The 16,190-nt window shown below is 66.2% G+C and carries 16 protein-coding genes; 9 read left to right on the forward strand and 7 right to left on the reverse strand.

Features of this window, described 5'->3' with window-relative positions:
• The first annotated feature begins 240 nt into the window (after window positions 1–240).
• A complete protein-coding gene (locus A1D30_RS19810; protein WP_082836543.1) occupies window positions 241–1,251 on the forward strand; it encodes an acyltransferase in 1,011 nt (336 codons plus the stop codon).
• A 201-nt stretch (window positions 1,252–1,452) separates the two neighbouring features.
• On the opposite strand, the gene A1D30_RS19815 is transcribed toward A1D30_RS19810, so the two are convergent.
• Together A1D30_RS19815 and A1D30_RS19820 are read right to left on the reverse strand one after the other, a co-directional pair.
• Window positions 1,453–3,033 carry an MFS transporter gene (locus A1D30_RS19815; RefSeq protein WP_063462433.1) on the reverse strand — a complete coding sequence of 527 codons (1,581 nt, stop codon included), beginning with the start codon at window positions 3,031–3,033 and terminating at the stop codon, window positions 1,453–1,455.
• Window positions 3,034–3,163: 130 nt separating this feature from the next.
• Entirely contained in the window at window positions 3,164–3,742 is a 579-nt protein-coding gene (locus tag A1D30_RS19820; protein WP_242421955.1) for a MarR family transcriptional regulator, read from the reverse strand.
• Window positions 3,743–3,842: 100 nt separating this feature from the next.
• Here A1D30_RS19820 and A1D30_RS19825 point away from each other — a divergent pair, with 100 nt between their 5' ends.
• The 4 genes from A1D30_RS19825 (at window position 3,843) to A1D30_RS19840 (ending at window position 8,089) form a co-directional block, all read left to right on the forward strand.
• Window positions 3,843–4,808, forward strand: a complete 966-nt coding sequence (locus tag A1D30_RS19825; RefSeq protein WP_063462435.1) for a tripartite tricarboxylate transporter substrate-binding protein — start codon at window positions 3,843–3,845, stop codon at window positions 4,806–4,808.
• On the forward strand, window positions 4,805–6,133 hold the full coding sequence (locus A1D30_RS19830) for a sulfatase-like hydrolase/transferase (protein WP_063462436.1): 1,329 nt from the start codon (window positions 4,805–4,807) through the stop codon (window positions 6,131–6,133). Before A1D30_RS19825 ends, A1D30_RS19830 begins: the two co-directional genes overlap by 4 nt.
• A gap of 84 nt (window positions 6,134–6,217) precedes the next feature.
• Window positions 6,218–7,189: a helix-turn-helix domain-containing protein gene (locus tag A1D30_RS19835; RefSeq protein WP_063462437.1), complete on the forward strand. Its 972-nt coding sequence runs from the start codon at window positions 6,218–6,220 to the stop codon at window positions 7,187–7,189.
• Window positions 7,190–7,360: 171 nt separating this feature from the next.
• Window positions 7,361–8,089: an alpha/beta hydrolase gene (locus A1D30_RS19840; RefSeq protein WP_063462438.1), complete on the forward strand. Its 729-nt coding sequence runs from the start codon at window positions 7,361–7,363 to the stop codon at window positions 8,087–8,089.
• 79 nt (window positions 8,090–8,168) lie between these two features.
• Here A1D30_RS19840 and A1D30_RS19845 read toward each other — a convergent pair whose 3' ends face one another.
• Complete coding sequence (locus tag A1D30_RS19845) at window positions 8,169–9,071, reverse strand: LysR family transcriptional regulator (protein WP_063462439.1); 903 nt, start codon at window positions 9,069–9,071, stop codon at window positions 8,169–8,171.
• A 152-nt stretch (window positions 9,072–9,223) separates the two neighbouring features.
• On the opposite strand from A1D30_RS19845, the gene A1D30_RS19850 reads away from it, so the two are divergent.
• The 3 genes from A1D30_RS19850 to A1D30_RS19855 are packed head-to-tail and all read left to right on the forward strand — an operon-like array spanning window position 9,224 to window position 10,948.
• Entirely contained in the window at window positions 9,224–10,204 is a 981-nt protein-coding gene (locus A1D30_RS19850) for a TerC family protein (RefSeq protein WP_063462440.1), read from the forward strand.
• Between the two features lie 22 nt (window positions 10,205–10,226).
• Window positions 10,227–10,388: a hypothetical protein gene (locus tag A1D30_RS26095; RefSeq protein ID WP_165773919.1), complete on the forward strand. Its 162-nt coding sequence runs from the start codon at window positions 10,227–10,229 to the stop codon at window positions 10,386–10,388.
• An 11-nt stretch (window positions 10,389–10,399) separates the two neighbouring features.
• Window positions 10,400–10,948 (forward strand): DUF2062 domain-containing protein, encoded by a 549-nt coding sequence (locus tag A1D30_RS19855; protein ID WP_242421956.1) that lies wholly within the window; start codon window positions 10,400–10,402, stop codon window positions 10,946–10,948.
• A gap of 125 nt (window positions 10,949–11,073) precedes the next feature.
• Here the strand turns inward: A1D30_RS19855 and A1D30_RS19860 are convergent, their stop codons facing one another.
• From A1D30_RS19860 to A1D30_RS19875, 4 genes are all read right to left on the reverse strand, one after another.
• Window positions 11,074–12,042 carry a tripartite tricarboxylate transporter substrate binding protein gene (locus tag A1D30_RS19860; RefSeq protein WP_063462441.1) on the reverse strand — a complete coding sequence of 323 codons (969 nt, stop codon included), beginning with the start codon at window positions 12,040–12,042 and terminating at the stop codon, window positions 11,074–11,076.
• Window positions 12,043–12,135: 93 nt separating this feature from the next.
• A complete protein-coding gene (locus A1D30_RS19865; RefSeq protein ID WP_063462442.1) occupies window positions 12,136–12,393 on the reverse strand; it encodes a DUF2783 domain-containing protein in 258 nt (85 codons plus the stop codon).
• Between the two features lie 26 nt (window positions 12,394–12,419).
• Entirely contained in the window at window positions 12,420–14,066 is a 1,647-nt protein-coding gene (locus A1D30_RS19870) for an FAD-dependent oxidoreductase (RefSeq protein ID WP_063462443.1), read from the reverse strand.
• Between the two features lie 27 nt (window positions 14,067–14,093).
• Complete coding sequence (locus tag A1D30_RS19875; protein ID WP_063462444.1) at window positions 14,094–15,053, reverse strand: MBL fold metallo-hydrolase; 960 nt, start codon at window positions 15,051–15,053, stop codon at window positions 14,094–14,096.
• A 142-nt stretch (window positions 15,054–15,195) separates the two neighbouring features.
• On the opposite strand from A1D30_RS19875, the gene A1D30_RS19880 reads away from it, so the two are divergent.
• A complete protein-coding gene (locus A1D30_RS19880; protein ID WP_063462463.1) occupies window positions 15,196–15,996 on the forward strand; it encodes an IclR family transcriptional regulator in 801 nt (266 codons plus the stop codon).
• Window positions 15,997–16,190 lie beyond the last annotated feature (194 nt).

The following is a 16,190-nucleotide window of genomic DNA, read 5'->3' on the forward strand; positions in this document are numbered from 1 at the left end:
GGAGTGGTGCGGGCGTTCTTGTGCAGGGCAATCAACATGGCTTCACTCCCTGGATAGATTGCAAGGACTCTATCAACTCCTTCAAAACAGCTCGGGCCATGAAGAGTGGATAGCGTTTAGAGTCTATGCAATCGTCCGGGATGCGACACGTAGGCAGGGTGTGAATCCAGCGGTGAATCTTGTATTGCATTCTTGGTGCAATTYTTAAGACGCTGTTTTGTCATTTATTCTTGATATCCAATGACCCAAGAAAATCAAAATTCAAAAAATCACTCGATTGAAACATTGAGAGCGGCAGCGGTGGTCATGGTGTTTGTGAATCACCTGCATTCGCTGGGTATTGTTACCGTTCCGTATTTTGGAATTTCCGGTGGATGGCTTGGGGTTCAGATATTTTTCGTCATCAGCGGCTATTTGATTATTCAAAGTGTCCTGCGGCACTCTGCCCTGGACTACTTGAAGCATCGGGTGTTGAGGATATATCCGGCCTATTTGTTCTGGTTTTTTGCTTTTTCCATCCTGTTTGGCAACCTCGCGTTTGCTACGCTTGATATCAAAAGCCTCGTTGCCCACCTGCTTTTTCTGCAGCATTTTTTCCCGGACGCCTATTTGAAGTATGACGCCTTGCGCGTTACCTGGACGCTCACCGTTGAGGCTGTTTGGTATGTTCTGGCCTTCTTGATTGCAGCAAGATTTTTCAAGGCGCCATCGAAGTACACCATTATTTTTGTTTTGCTGGCCTGTGTGTGGGTCACTGGTGGGGTAGGCCTGCGGATGTTTTCTGGAATCCAGGATCCGGGACAAAAATACTTCTTCGTCCAGAATAGTGCAATCGCGCAGATGCCATTTTTCTTTTTTGGGGCTTGGATTGCAGTGAAGCAGCCACGATTTGATAAGGCAGCCTTGCTGGCGCTTTTGATTTCTACAGTTGCGTTGTTCAAGTCTTGGGAGCCTGTCGCGGTAACGCCTATTTTTATCACGGGCCTGGGCGTTTCTGCGCTTTTCTTGATCTTGAAGGATTCAAATTACAGCAATCCGAAGCCGGTCAAGCTGCTCTCTGATATTTCGTATTCTTTTTATCTGATCCACTATCCCATTCTTATGCTGGTGATGGGTTTTGTTCAAAACAAATACCATCGCACATTCTTGGCATTTTTTATCACAGTGGTTGTTGCGTACATCAGCTATCGACTGATTGAACGGCCCTTCATGAAGATGGCGAGAAACAAAACGTCTTCTGCTCCAGCCTGATGGCCGGTCTTTGGGCCCAGGTTTTGCGCATTCAATTGCCGCACCGTCGTGGACCATGGATCTCGGGTAGTTGCAATAGCTTGAATGCAGTGCGTGCATTGCATTGCATTGAAAGCCGACACTCCCGTCGGGCCGTGTTCGTGGCGACGACGGTGGCTGGCTGGTTCAGGCCGTTGTAGGGACCTTCAGCTGAGTGGAGAGCTACCGCTCCGCAATGTAGTGCGACATCCGCACCACCTCGCCCGGCGCCAGGAACGCCCGCACCTCCGTCTCCAGCGCCTGGTCGGCCATGGTGGCGCGGGCGCGCTGGTGCAGGTAGTCGGCCCAGGATTCGACGATGAAGCGCTCCACATAGCGCGAGGGCTCGCCCAGGTCCTTGTACACGCGCCAGAAGGTGGCGCCGTCGCGGCGGCGCGGGGCCTTCATGCGGCTGATGGTGTCGAGGAAGGCGGCGTCGGTGCCGGGGGCGATGCGGTAGCCCACCTCCACGGCCACCGGGCCCGCCTCGGGCAAGGGCTCGGCCTCGATGAAGAGTTCATCCCAGGGCGTGGCCTGGGTCACCTCGTGCAGCGCGCCCATGCGCAGCGGCATGGGGCGCGCCAGCAGCAGGCCCACGCCCATCAACGCGGCGGCCACGCACAGCGTGGGCGTGAGGCCCAGGATGTCGGACGCCGCGCCCCAGAACGCCGAGCCCATCGCAAATGCGCCCAGCGCCGCCACCATGTGCATGGCCACGGCGCGGGAACGCACCCACTGCGGCGCGCTGGCCTGGGTGGCGGTGTTGAAAGTGGACATGGCCGACATCCAGGCCGCACCCGCAAACAGCATGGCGATGTAGACCACCGCCGTGATCTTGGTGAGGGCCGCCACCAGCATGGCCGCGCCGAACACGATGCCACCCACGCCCACGATGATCTCCATGCCAAAACGTGCGCGCAGCCGCCCCAGCACCAGGCCCACGGCCACGGCGCCTGTGCCCAGGCAGCCCATCAGCAGCCCAAAACCCGGCGCACCCGTGCCCAGGCGCTGGGCAATCACCGGCAGCAGCGCCCACAGGGCCGAGCCCGCAGCGCTGAACGCCATCACACGCACCAACTGCGCAAGGATCATGCGCGAGTGCCAGGCAAAACGCAGGCCGCTCAGGGTGCCGCCCCACAGGCGTTCGGCGGGCAGTTTGGAGGGCGGGTGCGCCTTGGGCGGCCAGCGGCGGATGGAGTCCCACATCACCAGCGTGGTGGTCACGGTGATCGCAAACACCCAGCCCGCGCCCAGCTGGGCAAACACCAGGCCCGCCAGCGTGGGGCCCACGGCGCGCGCGGCGTTGTAGGCAATGCTCACGGCGGTGATGGCCTGGGGCCATTCGTCGCGCGGCACGGGGTCGATGACCGAGGAATTCCACGCGGGCGTGAGCACTGCGGTGCAGCAGCCGCACACAAACACCAGGAACAGCACCGAGGCCGATCCGCCCCAGCCGCTCAGCACCAGCAGCGTGAGCAGCGCACTGGCCCCCGCCTGCGCCTGCAGCGCGCCCGAGACCAGGCGCCGCCGGTCGGTGGTGTCGGCCAGCACACCGGCGGGCAGCGCCAGCAAGAACATGGGCATGAAAACGGCCGTCTGCACCAGCGCGGCCAGAAAGGACGAGCCCGTCAGCTCCACCATGAGCCAGGCGGCCGCCATGGTCTGCATGCCGCTGCCCACAAAAAAGATGCCGCCACAAATCCACAGGCCCCGGAACGCGGGTTGGCGCAAGGGGCTCCACAAAGAGGTTGAGTGCTGGGACATGGGTGCGGGCTTTAGAGCCTGGGTCGTGGTCGGACGGGAAAGCGCGGGGGCAACCCTGCATGGGTGTTACAGAGCGTGTTCGAGGATATCGCCGTCTCCCCGTTTTGGGGCGCACGGCGGGGGATGTCCCTCAATCCACATGCCGCCCGCCCCGCAGCCGGTAGGTGCGCGGTACGTCGGTGCGGGTGGCGACCAGCGCCTCGGCGCGCTGCTGCATGTCGGCCAGGGCCTGGTCCAGGCCCGCCACCGCCTCGGCGCTGAGCTCGGCCAGCAGATCCTGGTTGAGTGCCTTGACCTGCGGGAACAGGCCGTCGTGCACCGCATGGCCTGCGGGCGTGAGGCTCAGCACAGCCTGGCGCCGGTCGCCGGGCATGGCATTGCGGGTGATGAGCTTCTTGGCCAGCAGCGAGGTGATGGCGCGCGAGGTGCGGGCGCGGTCCAGCCCCAGGCGCTGGGCCAGTTCGGCCGGGGGCATGCCGGGGTGTTGCGCCAGCACCATCAGCAGCCCCCACTCGCGCCGGGTGATGCCGTAGCCGCCCTCGCACAGCCGCACCACCAGGCTGCCCGCCACCGCCAGCAGGCGGTTGAGGCGGTACATGAGCAGGTCGTTGGCGGCCTGCGGGTGGGCCAACCGGTGGCCGGGCGGAGGGGATGGGGTGGGGGATGAGGGGGCCGGAGCAGGCGCGGGCATCAGGGTATTTCCGGGCATCAATTGATTAGATCAATTGATTGTGTGGCCAATACAGTCCGGCCATCCATCCCCCTGCGCGGCTGCGCGGGCCCTGCCATCGCCCCTGGAGATTTCGACCATGCGCAAACCCCTTGCCTTTGTGCTGACCGCCACACTTGCCCTGTGTGCCACCCTGGCCCAGGCACAGCCGCAGACCCAGGACGTGCCGCTGCGCATCGTGGTGGGCTACGCCCCCGGCGGCTCCACCGATCGTGTGGCCCGCATCGTGGCCGACAAGCTGGGCAGCAAGCTTGGCACGCCCGTGATCGTGGAGAACAAGACTGGCGCGGGCGGCCGCCTGTCGGCCCAGGCCGTCAAAGCAGCGCCCGCCAACCAGCCCACGCTGCTGCTGGCCAACCCCGCCGTGATGCTGGTGGCACCGCTGGTCTTCCCCGACGCGGGCTATGACCCCGAACGCGACTTCCGCCCCGTGAGCCATGTCAACAGCTACGAATTTGGCGTGGCCGTGGGCAGCGCCGTGCCGGTGAAGGAGCTGCCGCACCTGCTGGCCTGGCTGCGCGCCAACCCCGACAAGGCCAACTTCGGCGTGCCCGCCACGGGCAGCCTGCCGCACTTCTTCGGTCTGATGGTGGGCGATGCCGCCAAGGTGCGCGCCGAGGTGGTGGGCTACCGGGGCTCGGCGCCCCTGCTCAACGACCTGCTGGGCGGCCAGGTGCCCGTGGCGTTTGATACGTTTGACACCCTGCTGCCGCAGCACGAGGCGGGCAAGATCCGCATCCTGGCCGCGTCGGGTGCCAAGCGCAGTGCGCTGGATGGAAAGATCCCCACCTTCAAGGAGAGCGGTCTGGACCTGGCTGCGACCGGATGGAACACCTTCTTCGCGCCCATGGGCATGCCCAAGGCCCAGGCTGAGCGCCTGGCCGGTCTGATCCACGAGGTGATGAAAGACCCTGACACCCAGCGCAAGTTTGAGGCCGCCAAGATGGAGCCCGTGGTGGCGACCATGGCCCAGACCGAAGCCATGCTCAAGGCGTATCGCGCGCAGTGGGCGCCGGTGGTGCAGCGCTCAGGGTTCAAACCATGACCATCCGCCCCAACATCATCTTCATCGTCGCCGACGACCTCGGCTATGCCGACCTGGGCTGCTATGGCGGGCGCGACGCGGCGTTTGGCCCGGTGTCTCCGGTGCTTGATCAGCTGGCGGCCAACGGCCTCAAGCTCACGCAGGGCTATTCCAATTCCCCCGTCTGCTCGCCCACGCGTTTTGCGCTGATGACGGCGCGCTACCAGTACCGCTTGCGCGGCGCGGCCGAGGAGCCCATCAACAGCAAAAGCCGGGGCAGCACCACCCTGGGCCTGCCGCCCGATCACCCCACGCTGCCCTCGCTGCTGCGCGCAGCGGGCTACCGCACGGCGCTGATGGGCAAGTGGCACCTGGGCTACCCGCCCGCGTTCGGGCCGCTGCGCTCGGGCTATGAAGAGTTCTTCGGCCCCATGTCGGGCGGGGTGGATTACTTCACCCACTGCAGTTCCACCGGCACGCACGACCTGTACCTGGGCGAGGAGGAAAAGCAGCAGGACGGCTACCTCACCGACCTCATCACCGACCACGCGCTGGACTACGTGGACCGCATGGCGCCGGGCGCGCAGGCCGGCACGCCGTTCTTCCTGAGCCTGCACTACACCGCGCCCCACTGGCCGTGGGAGACCCGCGACGATGAGGCGCTGGCGCAGGAGGTGAAGACGAACCTGTTCCACCTGCACGGCGGCAACATCGAGACCTACCGCCGCATGATCCACCACATGGACGAGGGCATCGGCCGCATCATGGCCGCGCTGCAGCGCCAAGGCATCGCCCGCGACACGCTGGTCGTGTTCACCAGCGACAACGGCGGCGAGCGCTTCTCGGACAGCTGGCCGCTGGTGGGCGGCAAGATGGACCTGACCGAAGGTGGCATCCGCGTGCCCTGGATCGCCCACTGGCCCGCGGTGATTGCGCCCGGCGGCGTGAGCGCGCAGACCTGCATGACCATGGACTGGTCGGCCACCATGCTCGACGCCGCAGGGGCCGCTGCACATGCGGACTACCCGCTGGACGGCCGCTCGCTGATGCCGCTGCTGCGCGATGCCAGCCTGCGCGACGCGCCCCCGCTGTTCTGGCGCATGAACCACCGGGGCCAGCGCGCCATGCGCCAGGGCGTGTGGAAGTACCTGCGGGTGGATGGCAACGATTACCTGTTCAACCTGGCCGACGACGAACGCGAGCGCGCCAACCGTGCGCCCGTGGAGCCCGAGCGCTTGCAGGCCATGCGCGCCGCGTGGGAGGCGTGGAATGAGTCGATGCCCGCAATCCCCGACGATGCGACGGTGAGTCTGGGGTATTCGGTCAAGGACATGCCGCAGCGCTGAACTTGGCGGGCATGCAAGTCAGCGGGCGGACGGCAGGGCTAGCCCTGTTGCCCGCCAGGCACCCTTGCCGGTAGATTGGGCGCCATGCCCGCCGCCGCCCCCGCGCCTTCGTCCCCCGCTGCTCTGCGCCACTGGACCACCGACGTGGTGGCGCCGCCCGCGCGCCTGGACTACTGGGTGGGCGCGATCTGCGAGGCGTTTCTGGAGATGGACTGCAGCTCCCGCGAGGCGCCGCTGTTTGGCGGGGAGCTGCAAAGCCTGCCGGTGGAGACGCTGTCCATCAACCGCGTGCGGGCTTCCACCCAGGACGTGTTTCGCACGCCTGCAGGCATTGCGCGCAGCCGCCAGCTGCCCTTCTACCTGATCGGCCAGGCCGAGACCGCGTGGCATGTGCGCCAGGATGGCCATGTGGCCCACCTGCGCCCGGGCGATGTGGTGCTGCTGGATTCGGCCCGGCCTTACGAACTGCACTTTCCCGAAGGTGTGCATTGCGTGTCGCTGCAGCTGCCGCGCGCCTGGGTGGGGCAGTGGCTGCAGCAGGCCGAGGCGCCCGGGCCGCGCGTGGCCTGGCGCGACCAGGGCTGGGGCCAGAGCCTGGGGGCGCTGGCCGTGCAGCTGGCGCGTGACCCGGCCTCGGCGCAGGCCCTGCCGCCTGCCTTGCTGTCCGACCATCTGGGCGCGCTGTTGTGCGCGGCGCTGGAGCCGCCCCAGCCACCGGCCCCCACGGCTGCGCGCAGCCTGCATGCCCATCTGTGCGCGTTGCTGCGGGCGCGCATCGACCAGCCGGGCCTCTCGGCCCCGGCGCTGGCGCAGGAGGCGGGTGTGTCGCTGCGCACCCTGCACCGGGCCTTTGCGGCGCAGGGCCACACCTTCGCAGGCACCTTGCGTGAACTGCGCCTGAAGCGGGCGGGCGAGCTGCTGCGCCGCCCCCAACTGGCCCATGTGGCCGTGGCCGAGATTGGGCGGCGCTGCGGCTTTGCCGACGCCTCGCATTTCGCGCGCGCCTTCCAGCGCGCCATGGGTGTATCGCCCGCGCAGTGGCGGCGCGGTGGCTGAGGCCACGCGCTATCCCCCCGTTGAAAAGGCCGCGCCGACCTGTCGGTGAGGTATCTGGCACATCCAGCACAGCAGGCTGGCACGCGCGGGCCATTCAGCGCCACCCAGTGTTTCTAAGGTAACGGCAGGGCAAATTGCCCGGTCCTGCAACACAACCCCAAGGAGACACACATGCCGGATACCTATGTCCTGGTCCATGGCGCCTGGCACACCGGTGCCGAGATGGAAGCCACCGCCACCCACCTGCGCGCGCGGGGCCACACGGTGCACTGCCCCACGCTCGCGGGCAACAACCCCGGCGACGACCGCGCGGCCACAGGCCTGGCCGACGCAGTGGAGTCGCTGGCGGCCTTCATCGAAGGCCTGGACCTGACCGACGTGCGGCTGGTGGGCCACAGCTACGGTGGCATGGTCATCAGCCACATGCCCGCGCGCTTGCCCGGCCGCATCCGCCGCCTGGTGTACTGGAACGCCTTTGTGCCGCAGCCGGGCGAATGCCTGAATGACCTGGTCCCGCCGCACTACCGCGCGCTGTTCGACCAGGTGGCGGCCAGCAGCGGCAATGCCGTGATGCTGCCGTACCCCATCTGGCGCGAGGCCTTCATCAACGATGCCGACGAGGCCCTGGCGCAAAGCACCTACGCGCTGCTGAACCCCCACCCCTACCGCACCTTCACCGAACCCGCGCAGCTGCCGGTGCCGCTGGCCGTGCTGGAGGTGGGCAAGAGCTACCTGAATGCGCAGCAGGACACCGCGCTGCCCCACAGCCTGCCCTGGCACCCGCGCCTGTCGGAGCGGCTGGGCCTGTTCCGCCTGGTGGAGTGCCCGGGCAGCCACGAGCTGTGCTTTTCCGACCCGGCATCGGCGGCCTTGCACATCGAGCGGGCGGGGCGCGACTGACGGGCTGCAGGGTTCTGTGTGCGCTGAGTTTTGGGCCTTTTTTGGCCTCTTCCGCCCGCTGGGTAAGTTCTGGTAGCTATCAATTCAGGAGCGATCCGCTGCTCCCCGCCTCCAGCAGCCGCGTGAGCAGCGGGTGCATCACCTTGCGGGCGCTGTAGATCAGGTGGAACTGCTCCTGCACGTCGGGCGTGGTGCCCACCTGCACCAGGCCGTGGGTCTGCGCCAGGTGCTCGCCCAGCGAGACGGGCGCGGGCATCACGCCCATGCCGGTGGCGGCAAAGGTGCTCAGCAGCGCGCTGTCTTCAAACTCACCCGCAATGCGCGGGCGGATGCGCTCGCGTTCCAGCCAGTGGTCGATGCGCGCGCGCATGGCCGCGTGGTCGGTGGGCAGCAGCACGGGCACCACGGCCAGGCTGTGGGGGAAGTTGTTGGCCGCCGCCTCGGCCCACAGCGGCGGTGCGTACCAGGCGATGGCGCTGCTGCCCAGCAGCTGGCTGGTGGTGCGCAGGGCCGGGTTGGGCGGCGCGGCGCGGTCGGCCAGCACGGCGTCGAGCTTGTGCAGCGCCAGCTCGCCCAAGAGTGGCTGGAACTCGCCCTCGTGGCACAGCAGGCGCAGGTGGGGCTCGTCCAGCACGGGCGTCAGCAGCCGGTGCACGGCCAGCTTGGCGATGCCGTCGGAGATGCCGAGGTTGAGGCGCAGCGTCTGGCCGCTGGCGGCCTCGCGCACGCGCACGGGCAGCAGCTCGCCTAAAGCGAAGATGTGGTCCGCCTCGTGCAGCGCGGCCACGCCCGCGTCGGTCAGCACCAGGTTGCGGCCTTCGGTGCGCAGCAGGCTCACGCCCAGGGACTTTTCCAGCTCGCGCACCTGGGCGCTGATGGTCTGCACGGCCATGTCCAGCCGCTCGGCGGCGCGGGCGATGCCGCCTTCCTTGGCCACCACCCAGAAGTAGAAAAGATGGCGGTAGTTGAAGCTCTGGCTCATGGGCGTCTTTCGGGGGAGAAACAGGCTTGGTTCGTAAAAGCCGAACCAATGCTACCAATATGACAGGTTTTTAAGAATGCATTGCGTCCCTACAGTGCGGGTCTGTTGCCGGGTGGGGCGCCCGGCCAAGCATTCCCCTTTGGAGAAAGATCATGGAAACAATAGGCACCTGGTGGATGTGGACGGGTTTTGCCGTCTTTGTGGTGGTGGCCATTGCCATCGACCTCTTGGTGATGGAGCGCCAGGGCGCGCACAAGGTCACGATGAAAGAGGCGCTGCGCTGGAGCGTGCTGTGGTTCTCGCTGGCCTTTGTGTTCGTCGCCATCCTGTGGTGGTACCTGGACGGCAGCCAGGGCCGCGAGGTGGCCAACACGGTGTCGATGCAGTTCATCACCGGCTACCTGGTGGAGAAGAGCCTGTCGGTGGACAACATCTTCGTCTTCCTGATGCTGTTCAGCTACTTTGCCGTGCCGCCGCAGTACCAGAAGCGCGCGCTCATCATCGGCATCATCGGTGCCATCGTGCTGCGCACGGTGCTCATCCTGGCCGGTGCCTGGCTGCTGGCTACCTTCCACTGGCTGCTGTATGTGTTCGGCGCGTTCCTGGTCATCACGGGCGTGAAGATGTGGTTTGCTGCGGGCCAGGAGCCTGACATCGCCACCAATCCGGTGCTCAAGCTGCTGAAGAAACGCATCCGCATCACCGACCACTTTGATGGCGAGAAGCTCAGCACCATGGTCAATGGCGTGAAGCACTACACCCCGCTGTTTGCCGTGCTGGTGCTCATTGGCACCACCGACGTGATCTTTGCGGTGGACAGCATCCCTGCCATCTTCGCGATCACGAGCGACCCGTTCATCGTGCTCACGGCCAACATCTTTGCCATCCTGGGCCTGCGTGCGCTGTACTTCCTGCTGGCCGACCTGGCCAACCGCTTCCACCTGCTGGCCTATGGCCTGGCGCTGGTGCTGGTGTTCATCGGCGGCAAGATGCTGCTCATCGACCTGGTGAAGATCCCGATCGGTTATGCGCTGCTGGTGACGGCTTCGCTGATTGCAGGTTCCATCTTCCTGTCGCTGCGCAGCTCGGGCGAAAGCGCCCACGGTGCCCCGGCTCTGCCACCCAAAGACTGAAAACAAGACAAGGCCACACACCATGGAACTCTTCGACTCTGTTCTGCTTTTTCTGCTGGCGGGCCTGGTCGCGGCCACCGTCATCGCCCACCGGGCGGGCAACGAGCGGCGCGATGTGCGGCTGCTGATGGGGCTGTCGGCCCTGTGTGGCGCCGGTGCTGCCGCCGCGCTGGCCTGGGGCTGAGGAGGCGGCCGATGCAGATGCTCTGCACCTTGCGCCGCTGGCTGCGCGGGCTGGAACCCCGGGCGCGCGCCCACCTGGAGCGCGGCTGGCTGGCGCGCTACCAGCCCTGGCTGGAGCAGCGTGCGCTGTTCCGCTTTCAGCGCCAGCCACTGGCGCGCGGTGTGGCGGCGGGCATGTTCTGCGGGCTGATCCCCGGCCCGCTGCAAATCCCGGGCACGTTGCTGGTCTGCGCCTGGCTGCGCGGCAACATCGTGGCGGGCGGCGTGGCCACGTTCTATACCAACCCGCTCACCACCGTGCCGCTGTATGTGCTGGCGTTCTACCTGGGCGCACTGGTCATGCCCGGCACCCACACCCTGCCTGCATGGAGCAGCGTGGTGCCGGGCGGAGACTTCTCGGTGCAGGCGCTGGGCACCTGGATGCAGGCCCTGGGCGCACCGCTGCTGGTGGGCCTGCCCACGCTGGGGCTGGTGATGGCGGTGTTGGGTTATGCCACCGTGCAGCTGTTGTGGCTGGCACCCGCGCTTCAGCGCAAGCGGCGGCTGGCACGCAGCCGCTGAGCGTTGCTTAGCGGGAGGTGCGCGGCATGTGGGCGCTGCGCCCGCCAGTGCCACCGTGGAGCTGGCTCTGCAAGGCCACGGGTGGCGTCCCCCTTGGGGGAAGGCGCCGAAGGCGACACAGGGGGTTAGTCGAGTTTTACGCCCACCTTGGTAATGACCCGCCCCCACTTCTCGCGCTCGGTGCGCGCAAAGCTGCCCATCTGCGCGGCGGTGCCGGGCATGGGCTCCACGCCCAGGGCCTGCAGGCGGGCTTTGGTGCGGGTGTCGGCCAGAGCGGTCTGCAGGGCCTTGCTGAAGTTTGCCGCCACATCGGCCGATGCGCCGGTGGGCACCACCAGGCCTTGCCACGCAAACCCCTCAAACCCTTGCAGCCCTTGCTCGGAAATCGTGGCCACATCGGGCATGGTCGTCACGCGCTGTGGGCTGGCCACGCCAATGGCCTTCACTTTGCCGGTGTTGAGGAACGGGTACACCGTGGCGCTGTCGATCCACATCGCGGGCACCTGGCCGCCGATCACGTCCTGGATGGCGGGGGCCGCGCCGCGATACGGCACGTGCGTGAGCTTGAGTCCGCTCTGCTCGCGGAACAGCTCACCCACCAGGTGGTGTGGGCTGCCCGGCCCGGCCGATGCCCAATTCACCCCATCGGGCATCCCTTTGGCCCAGGCCATGAACTCCTTCAAGTTCTTGGCGGGCACGTTGTTGGACACCACCAGGAACATGGGAAAGCGCACCAGCAGGCCCACAGGCTGGAAGTCCTTCTCGGCGTTGTAGCTCAGCTTGCTGAACAAAAAAGGGTTGGCCGCCAGCGTGGCGAAGTCGGCCGAGAACATCAGGTTGCCGTAGTCCTTGTTGCGTGCGCTGTACTCGGCGGCAATGTTGGTGCCCGCGCCGGGCTTGTTGTTGATGACGATGGGGCGGCCCAGCGTGGCCGACATCGACTCGGCAATCGTGCGCGCCACGATGTCCGAGCCGCCGCCTGCGGCGTAGCCCACCACCCATTCGAGCGGCTTGGAGTCCTGGGCGTGGGCCAGGGGCAAGGTGGTGGCCAGGGCCAGCCCGGCCAGGGTGGCGAGGAAATGTTTGCGCTGCATGGTGATGTTGTCTCCGTGGTTGTGAAAGTTCAAGTCGAGTCGGACCCTGCACCGTCTGCGCGGTGCTGTCGTGGTGATTGCAGAAGGGGCGGGCTAGGCCGCCACCGCGTGGGTGGGCACCACCGGCGTGACGGCCGGGGTGGTGCGCCGGTCGGCCGTGGGCACGGCGCTGCCGCGCGCCAGTTGCAGCGCGTGCTGCAGCGTGGCCTGGTCGCCAATGTGGTTGGCCAGCAGCAGCACCAGGCGTGCGTTCATGGCGTGGCTTTCGGGCGTGGTCAGACCCTGGTGTGCGGCAATCAGCGCTTCATAAAAGTCGTCGCAGGCCTGCAGGTTCGGTTGTGTGTTCAGCATGGGCATGTTCCTTGTCGTCATCCTCGTCAGGCGGCCGTGGCACGGGCCAGTGCGCTGCGCACGGCCGCTTCGGTGGGCGTGCGCCAGCGTGCGCACACATGCTGGTCGGGCCGCACCAGGTACACGGTGCGCGGCAGCGCGTCCAGCCGCTTTGCGGCCAGGGCCTGGTGGTCGATCGCGTCGATGCCGATCTGCAGCACCTTCACGTTGGGCAGGTCATGGGCCCATGCAGGGGCGGGGCCAAACACCAGCAGCGTGAAGTCCGGCCCCAGCTCGCGCAGCAGCCAGGTGGGCTGGCCTTGCTTCGTCAACGGCGCATCCAGCAGCACGGCGCCGGGCACCTGGGTGCCTGCGAAGTGATCGGTATCCGGCGTGTTCAGTGGCGATTGGTGCAGCGTGGCGGGCACCGACAGGCGCCCGCTGTTCACGATGCGCCGCGCAAACGCATGCTCGCGCGCCAAATGCAGTGCCGCATCGCGGAACAGGCGGCTCACTTCGCTCTTGGGCGTGATGAAGTCGGTGGCGCGGGTGGAGTTGCACAGGTTCTCATCGGCCGCGTATTCACGCTCGGGGCCATAGGTGTTCACCAGCGCGGGGCTCGCTCGGCCCTGGAGCACCCAGTCCAGCTTCCAGGCCAGGTTCTCCGCGTCCTGCACGCCGCTGTTGGCGCCGCGTGCGCCAAAGGGCGAGACGCCGTGGGCGCTGTCGCCCGCAAAGATGACGCGGCCGTGCACGAACCGGTCCATGCGCAGGCAGGCAAAGGTGTAGACGCTGGCCCAGTCCAGCTCAAACTGTGCATCCGCACCCAGCAGCGCCTTCACGCGCGGGATGATGTTCTCGGGTTTCTTTTCTTCTTCGGGGTCGGCGTCCCAGCCCAGCTGGAAGTCGATGCGCCAGACGTTGTCGGGCTGGCGGTGCAGCAGCACGCTCTGGTTGGGATGAAAGGGCGGGTCGAACCAGAACCAGCGCTCTGTGGGGAAGTTCGCCTCATCCGCCAGCTTCACATCGGCGATCAGGAAGCGGTCCTGAAAAATGCGCCCCTTGCTCTCCAGCCCCAGCATCTGCCGCGTGGGCGAGCGTGCGCCGTCGCAGGCCACCAGCCATTGCGCATCCATCTGGTAGGCGCCTTCGGGCGTGTCGATGCTCAGCAGCGCGCCGTCCGCGCGGGCTTGCACCGCAGTGACCTTGTTGTGCCAGCGGATGTCGATGCCTGGCAACTGCAGCGCACGCTCCACCAGGTAGGCCTCGGCGTAGTACTGCTGCAGGTTGATGAAGGCGGGGCGCTCGTGGCCTTCTTCGGGCAGCAGATTGAATTCGTACAGCTGCTCATCTTTGAGGAACACCTTGCCCAGGTTCCACGACACGCCCTTGTCCACCATGCGCTGGCCCACGCCCAGGCGGTCCCAGATCTCCAGCGTGCGCTTGGCAAAGCAGATGGCGCGCGAGCCGATGGAGAGCTTGTGGTCGTTGTCCAGCACCACTACACGCTGTCCGCGCTGGGCCAGGTCAATGGCGAGCGACAGGCCCACGGGGCCCGCGCCGATGACCACGATGGGGTGTTGTGCCGGCGTGGTGCGGTCCTGGTCGGGCGAGCGCACGTAGCCGAAGTCGAGGGCCTGCACCTCGGCACCACTGGCGTGGAAGGCCTCGGCGGGAATGTCTCTGGGATTCATTTTTTTGTCTCCTCCAACCTCGGGGGCTCAACCTTCCAAAGCCTTCCACATTTGGATGTCGCGCTCGGCGGTCCAGATGCGTGGGTCGGGGTATTGCGTGGCTTCGTCGTAGGCGCGGGTCACGTCAAACGGCATGCAGTGGTTGAAGATCACCCAGTGCCCGTACTTGGGTTGCAGCTTGGCAAACGTGGCCTCGTACACCTTGCGCAGGTCTTCGCCTTGCGCAGCGCTGGCCTTCACGCTGTCATACAGATCGCTGATGAAGGCGCGTGTGCCCGCCAGGCCCGCCTGCACCTGCTCGGGCGTCTGCAGCGCGGCGCCCCGGCCGGGCACCAGCTTCTCGGGCTTCAGGGCGGCGAGGTTGTCCAGCGTCTGCGGCCAGTCCTGGAAGTACGCGTCGCCCGCATACGGTGTGGCGTCGAACTCCACCAGGTCGCCGCTGAACAGGATCTTTTCTTGCGGCAGCCAGGCCACCGTGTCGCCCTTGGTGTGGCCCCGGCCCAGCTGCAGGATCTGCACTTCGAGCTTGCCCAGCCACAGGGTCATCTTCCTGTTGAAGGTCATGGTCGGCCAGGTCAGGCCGTCCGGCACGCTCTCCACGTTCTGGAACAGGCGCGGAAAGCGGCCGATCTCGCTGTCCTTGTCGAACTGGCCGCGCTCCACGATGAGGTCACGGGTGTCCTCGCTGGCGATGATGTGTTCGGCCCCATAGGCGCTGGCCCCCAGCACGCGCACCGCGTGATAGTGCGAGAGCAGCACGTACTTGATGGGCTTGTCCGTCACCTCGCGGATGCGGCGGATCACGTCCTGCGCCATCACGGGTGTGGCCTGGGTGTCGATGACCATCACCGCGTCGTCGCCAATGATGATGCCGGTGTTGGGGTCACCCTCGGCCGTGTAGGCGTAGGCGTGGTCGGAGAGCTTGTCGAAGCTCACCTTCTTCACTTCGAGGTCGGCGGCGGAGGCAAAGGTTTTGACGGTGCTCATGGTGGTGATTTGTTAATGGTGAATGCGTTTATCTAAACGGAATGTGTTGATGTTAGGCAAGAAATTTGTTTATGTCTAACGCATTTGTTTAGGTGTAAACCCGAAGGGCCGGTGGATGCTGCGCTGCGTAGACAATCGCCCCATGCCCACGACGACCTCCGACCTGCCCCCCGCCGACGACGAAGACACGCCCCGCAGCCCGCGCGGCATCCAGAGCGTGGAGGTGGGCGGCCAGCTGCTGAAGGTGCTGGCGCGCACCGGTCGGCGCATGGCGCTCAAGGACCTGGCCCGCGCTGCGGACATGACGGCCGCCAAGGCCCACCCCTACCTGGTGAGTTTTGGCAAGCTCGGCCTCATCGAGCAGGACGCCGTGAGTGGCCACTACGGCCTGGGCCCCTTGGCCATGCAGCTGGGCCTGATCAGCCTGCAGCAGGTGGACCCGGTGCGCCTGGCCATTGCCGAGCTGCCCGCGCTGGCCCAGCGCATCGGCTACACCGTGTCCGCCTCGGTCTGGGGCGACAACGGCCCCACCATCATTCGTGTGGAAGAAGGCCCCACCGCCGTGTATGTGGCCATGCGCCACGGCACCACGGCCTCGGTGCGGCACACAGCCACGGGCAAGGTGTTTGCAGCCTTCGGCCCGCGCGAGCGCGCTGCGGCTGCATTGGCTGCCGAAGGGTTTGCGGGGGCGCTGGACGAGCCCGCCTTTGCGGCCGAACTGGAGGCCGTGCGCCAGCACCAGATCAGCGAGGTGACGGACCAGCTTCTGCCCGGCATCAGCGCGCTGGCCACGCCGGTGTTTGATGGGTTCGGGCAGCTGGTGCTGTGCATCGCCGTGATCGGGCCGAGTGCCACGCTGCAGACCGGGCCTGCGAGCCCGGCGGCGCAGCATCTGCGCGAGGCGGCGCGAGGGCTGTCGAAGCGCTTGGGCGCAGCAACGTGACGCCTATGGGCTCTTAGGTGTAGCGTGGAAGCGCTTCCTGAGATTTGAACCGCCCCGGATTTTGAGGAGGCTCCAACTCTTGAGAAGATGGAGCCATGAACAAGTCACCGAAGTTCTCCCCGGAAGTCCGCGAACGCGCCGTTCGCATGGTGCAGGAGCACCGAGCCGACTACCCGTCGCTGTGGGCAGCCATT

The sequence above is a fragment of the Acidovorax sp. GW101-3H11 genome, assembly GCF_001633105.1.
GTDB lineage: Bacteria > Pseudomonadota > Gammaproteobacteria > Burkholderiales > Burkholderiaceae_C > Acidovorax.

Excerpts from the sequence above, each read along its gene's own strand:
- A1D30_RS19810 (WP_082836543.1), top strand. The coding sequence starts at position 241 with ATGACCCAAGAAAATCAAAATTCAAAAAATCACTCGATTGAAACATTG.
- A1D30_RS19815 (WP_063462433.1), bottom strand. The coding sequence starts at position 3,033 with ATGTCCCAGCACTCAACCTCTTTGTGGAGCCCCTTGCGCCAACCCGCG.
- A1D30_RS19820 (WP_242421955.1), bottom strand. The coding sequence starts at position 3,742 with ATGCCCGGAAATACCCTGATGCCCGCGCCTGCTCCGGCCCCCTCATCC.
- A1D30_RS19825 (WP_063462435.1), top strand. The coding sequence starts at position 3,843 with ATGCGCAAACCCCTTGCCTTTGTGCTGACCGCCACACTTGCCCTGTGT.
- A1D30_RS19830 (WP_063462436.1), top strand. The coding sequence starts at position 4,805 with ATGACCATCCGCCCCAACATCATCTTCATCGTCGCCGACGACCTCGGC.
- A1D30_RS19835 (WP_063462437.1), top strand. The coding sequence starts at position 6,218 with ATGCCCGCCGCCGCCCCCGCGCCTTCGTCCCCCGCTGCTCTGCGCCAC.
- A1D30_RS19840 (WP_063462438.1), top strand. The coding sequence starts at position 7,361 with ATGCCGGATACCTATGTCCTGGTCCATGGCGCCTGGCACACCGGTGCC.
- A1D30_RS19845 (WP_063462439.1), bottom strand. The coding sequence starts at position 9,071 with ATGAGCCAGAGCTTCAACTACCGCCATCTTTTCTACTTCTGGGTGGTG.
- A1D30_RS19850 (WP_063462440.1), top strand. The coding sequence starts at position 9,224 with ATGGAAACAATAGGCACCTGGTGGATGTGGACGGGTTTTGCCGTCTTT.
- A1D30_RS26095 (WP_165773919.1), top strand. The coding sequence starts at position 10,227 with ATGGAACTCTTCGACTCTGTTCTGCTTTTTCTGCTGGCGGGCCTGGTC.
- A1D30_RS19855 (WP_242421956.1), top strand. The coding sequence starts at position 10,400 with ATGCAGATGCTCTGCACCTTGCGCCGCTGGCTGCGCGGGCTGGAACCC.
- A1D30_RS19860 (WP_063462441.1), bottom strand. The coding sequence starts at position 12,042 with ATGCAGCGCAAACATTTCCTCGCCACCCTGGCCGGGCTGGCCCTGGCC.
- A1D30_RS19865 (WP_063462442.1), bottom strand. The coding sequence starts at position 12,393 with ATGCTGAACACACAACCGAACCTGCAGGCCTGCGACGACTTTTATGAA.
- A1D30_RS19870 (WP_063462443.1), bottom strand. The coding sequence starts at position 14,066 with ATGAATCCCAGAGACATTCCCGCCGAGGCCTTCCACGCCAGTGGTGCC.
- A1D30_RS19875 (WP_063462444.1), bottom strand. The coding sequence starts at position 15,053 with ATGAGCACCGTCAAAACCTTTGCCTCCGCCGCCGACCTCGAAGTGAAG.
- A1D30_RS19880 (WP_063462463.1), top strand. The coding sequence starts at position 15,196 with ATGCCCACGACGACCTCCGACCTGCCCCCCGCCGACGACGAAGACACG.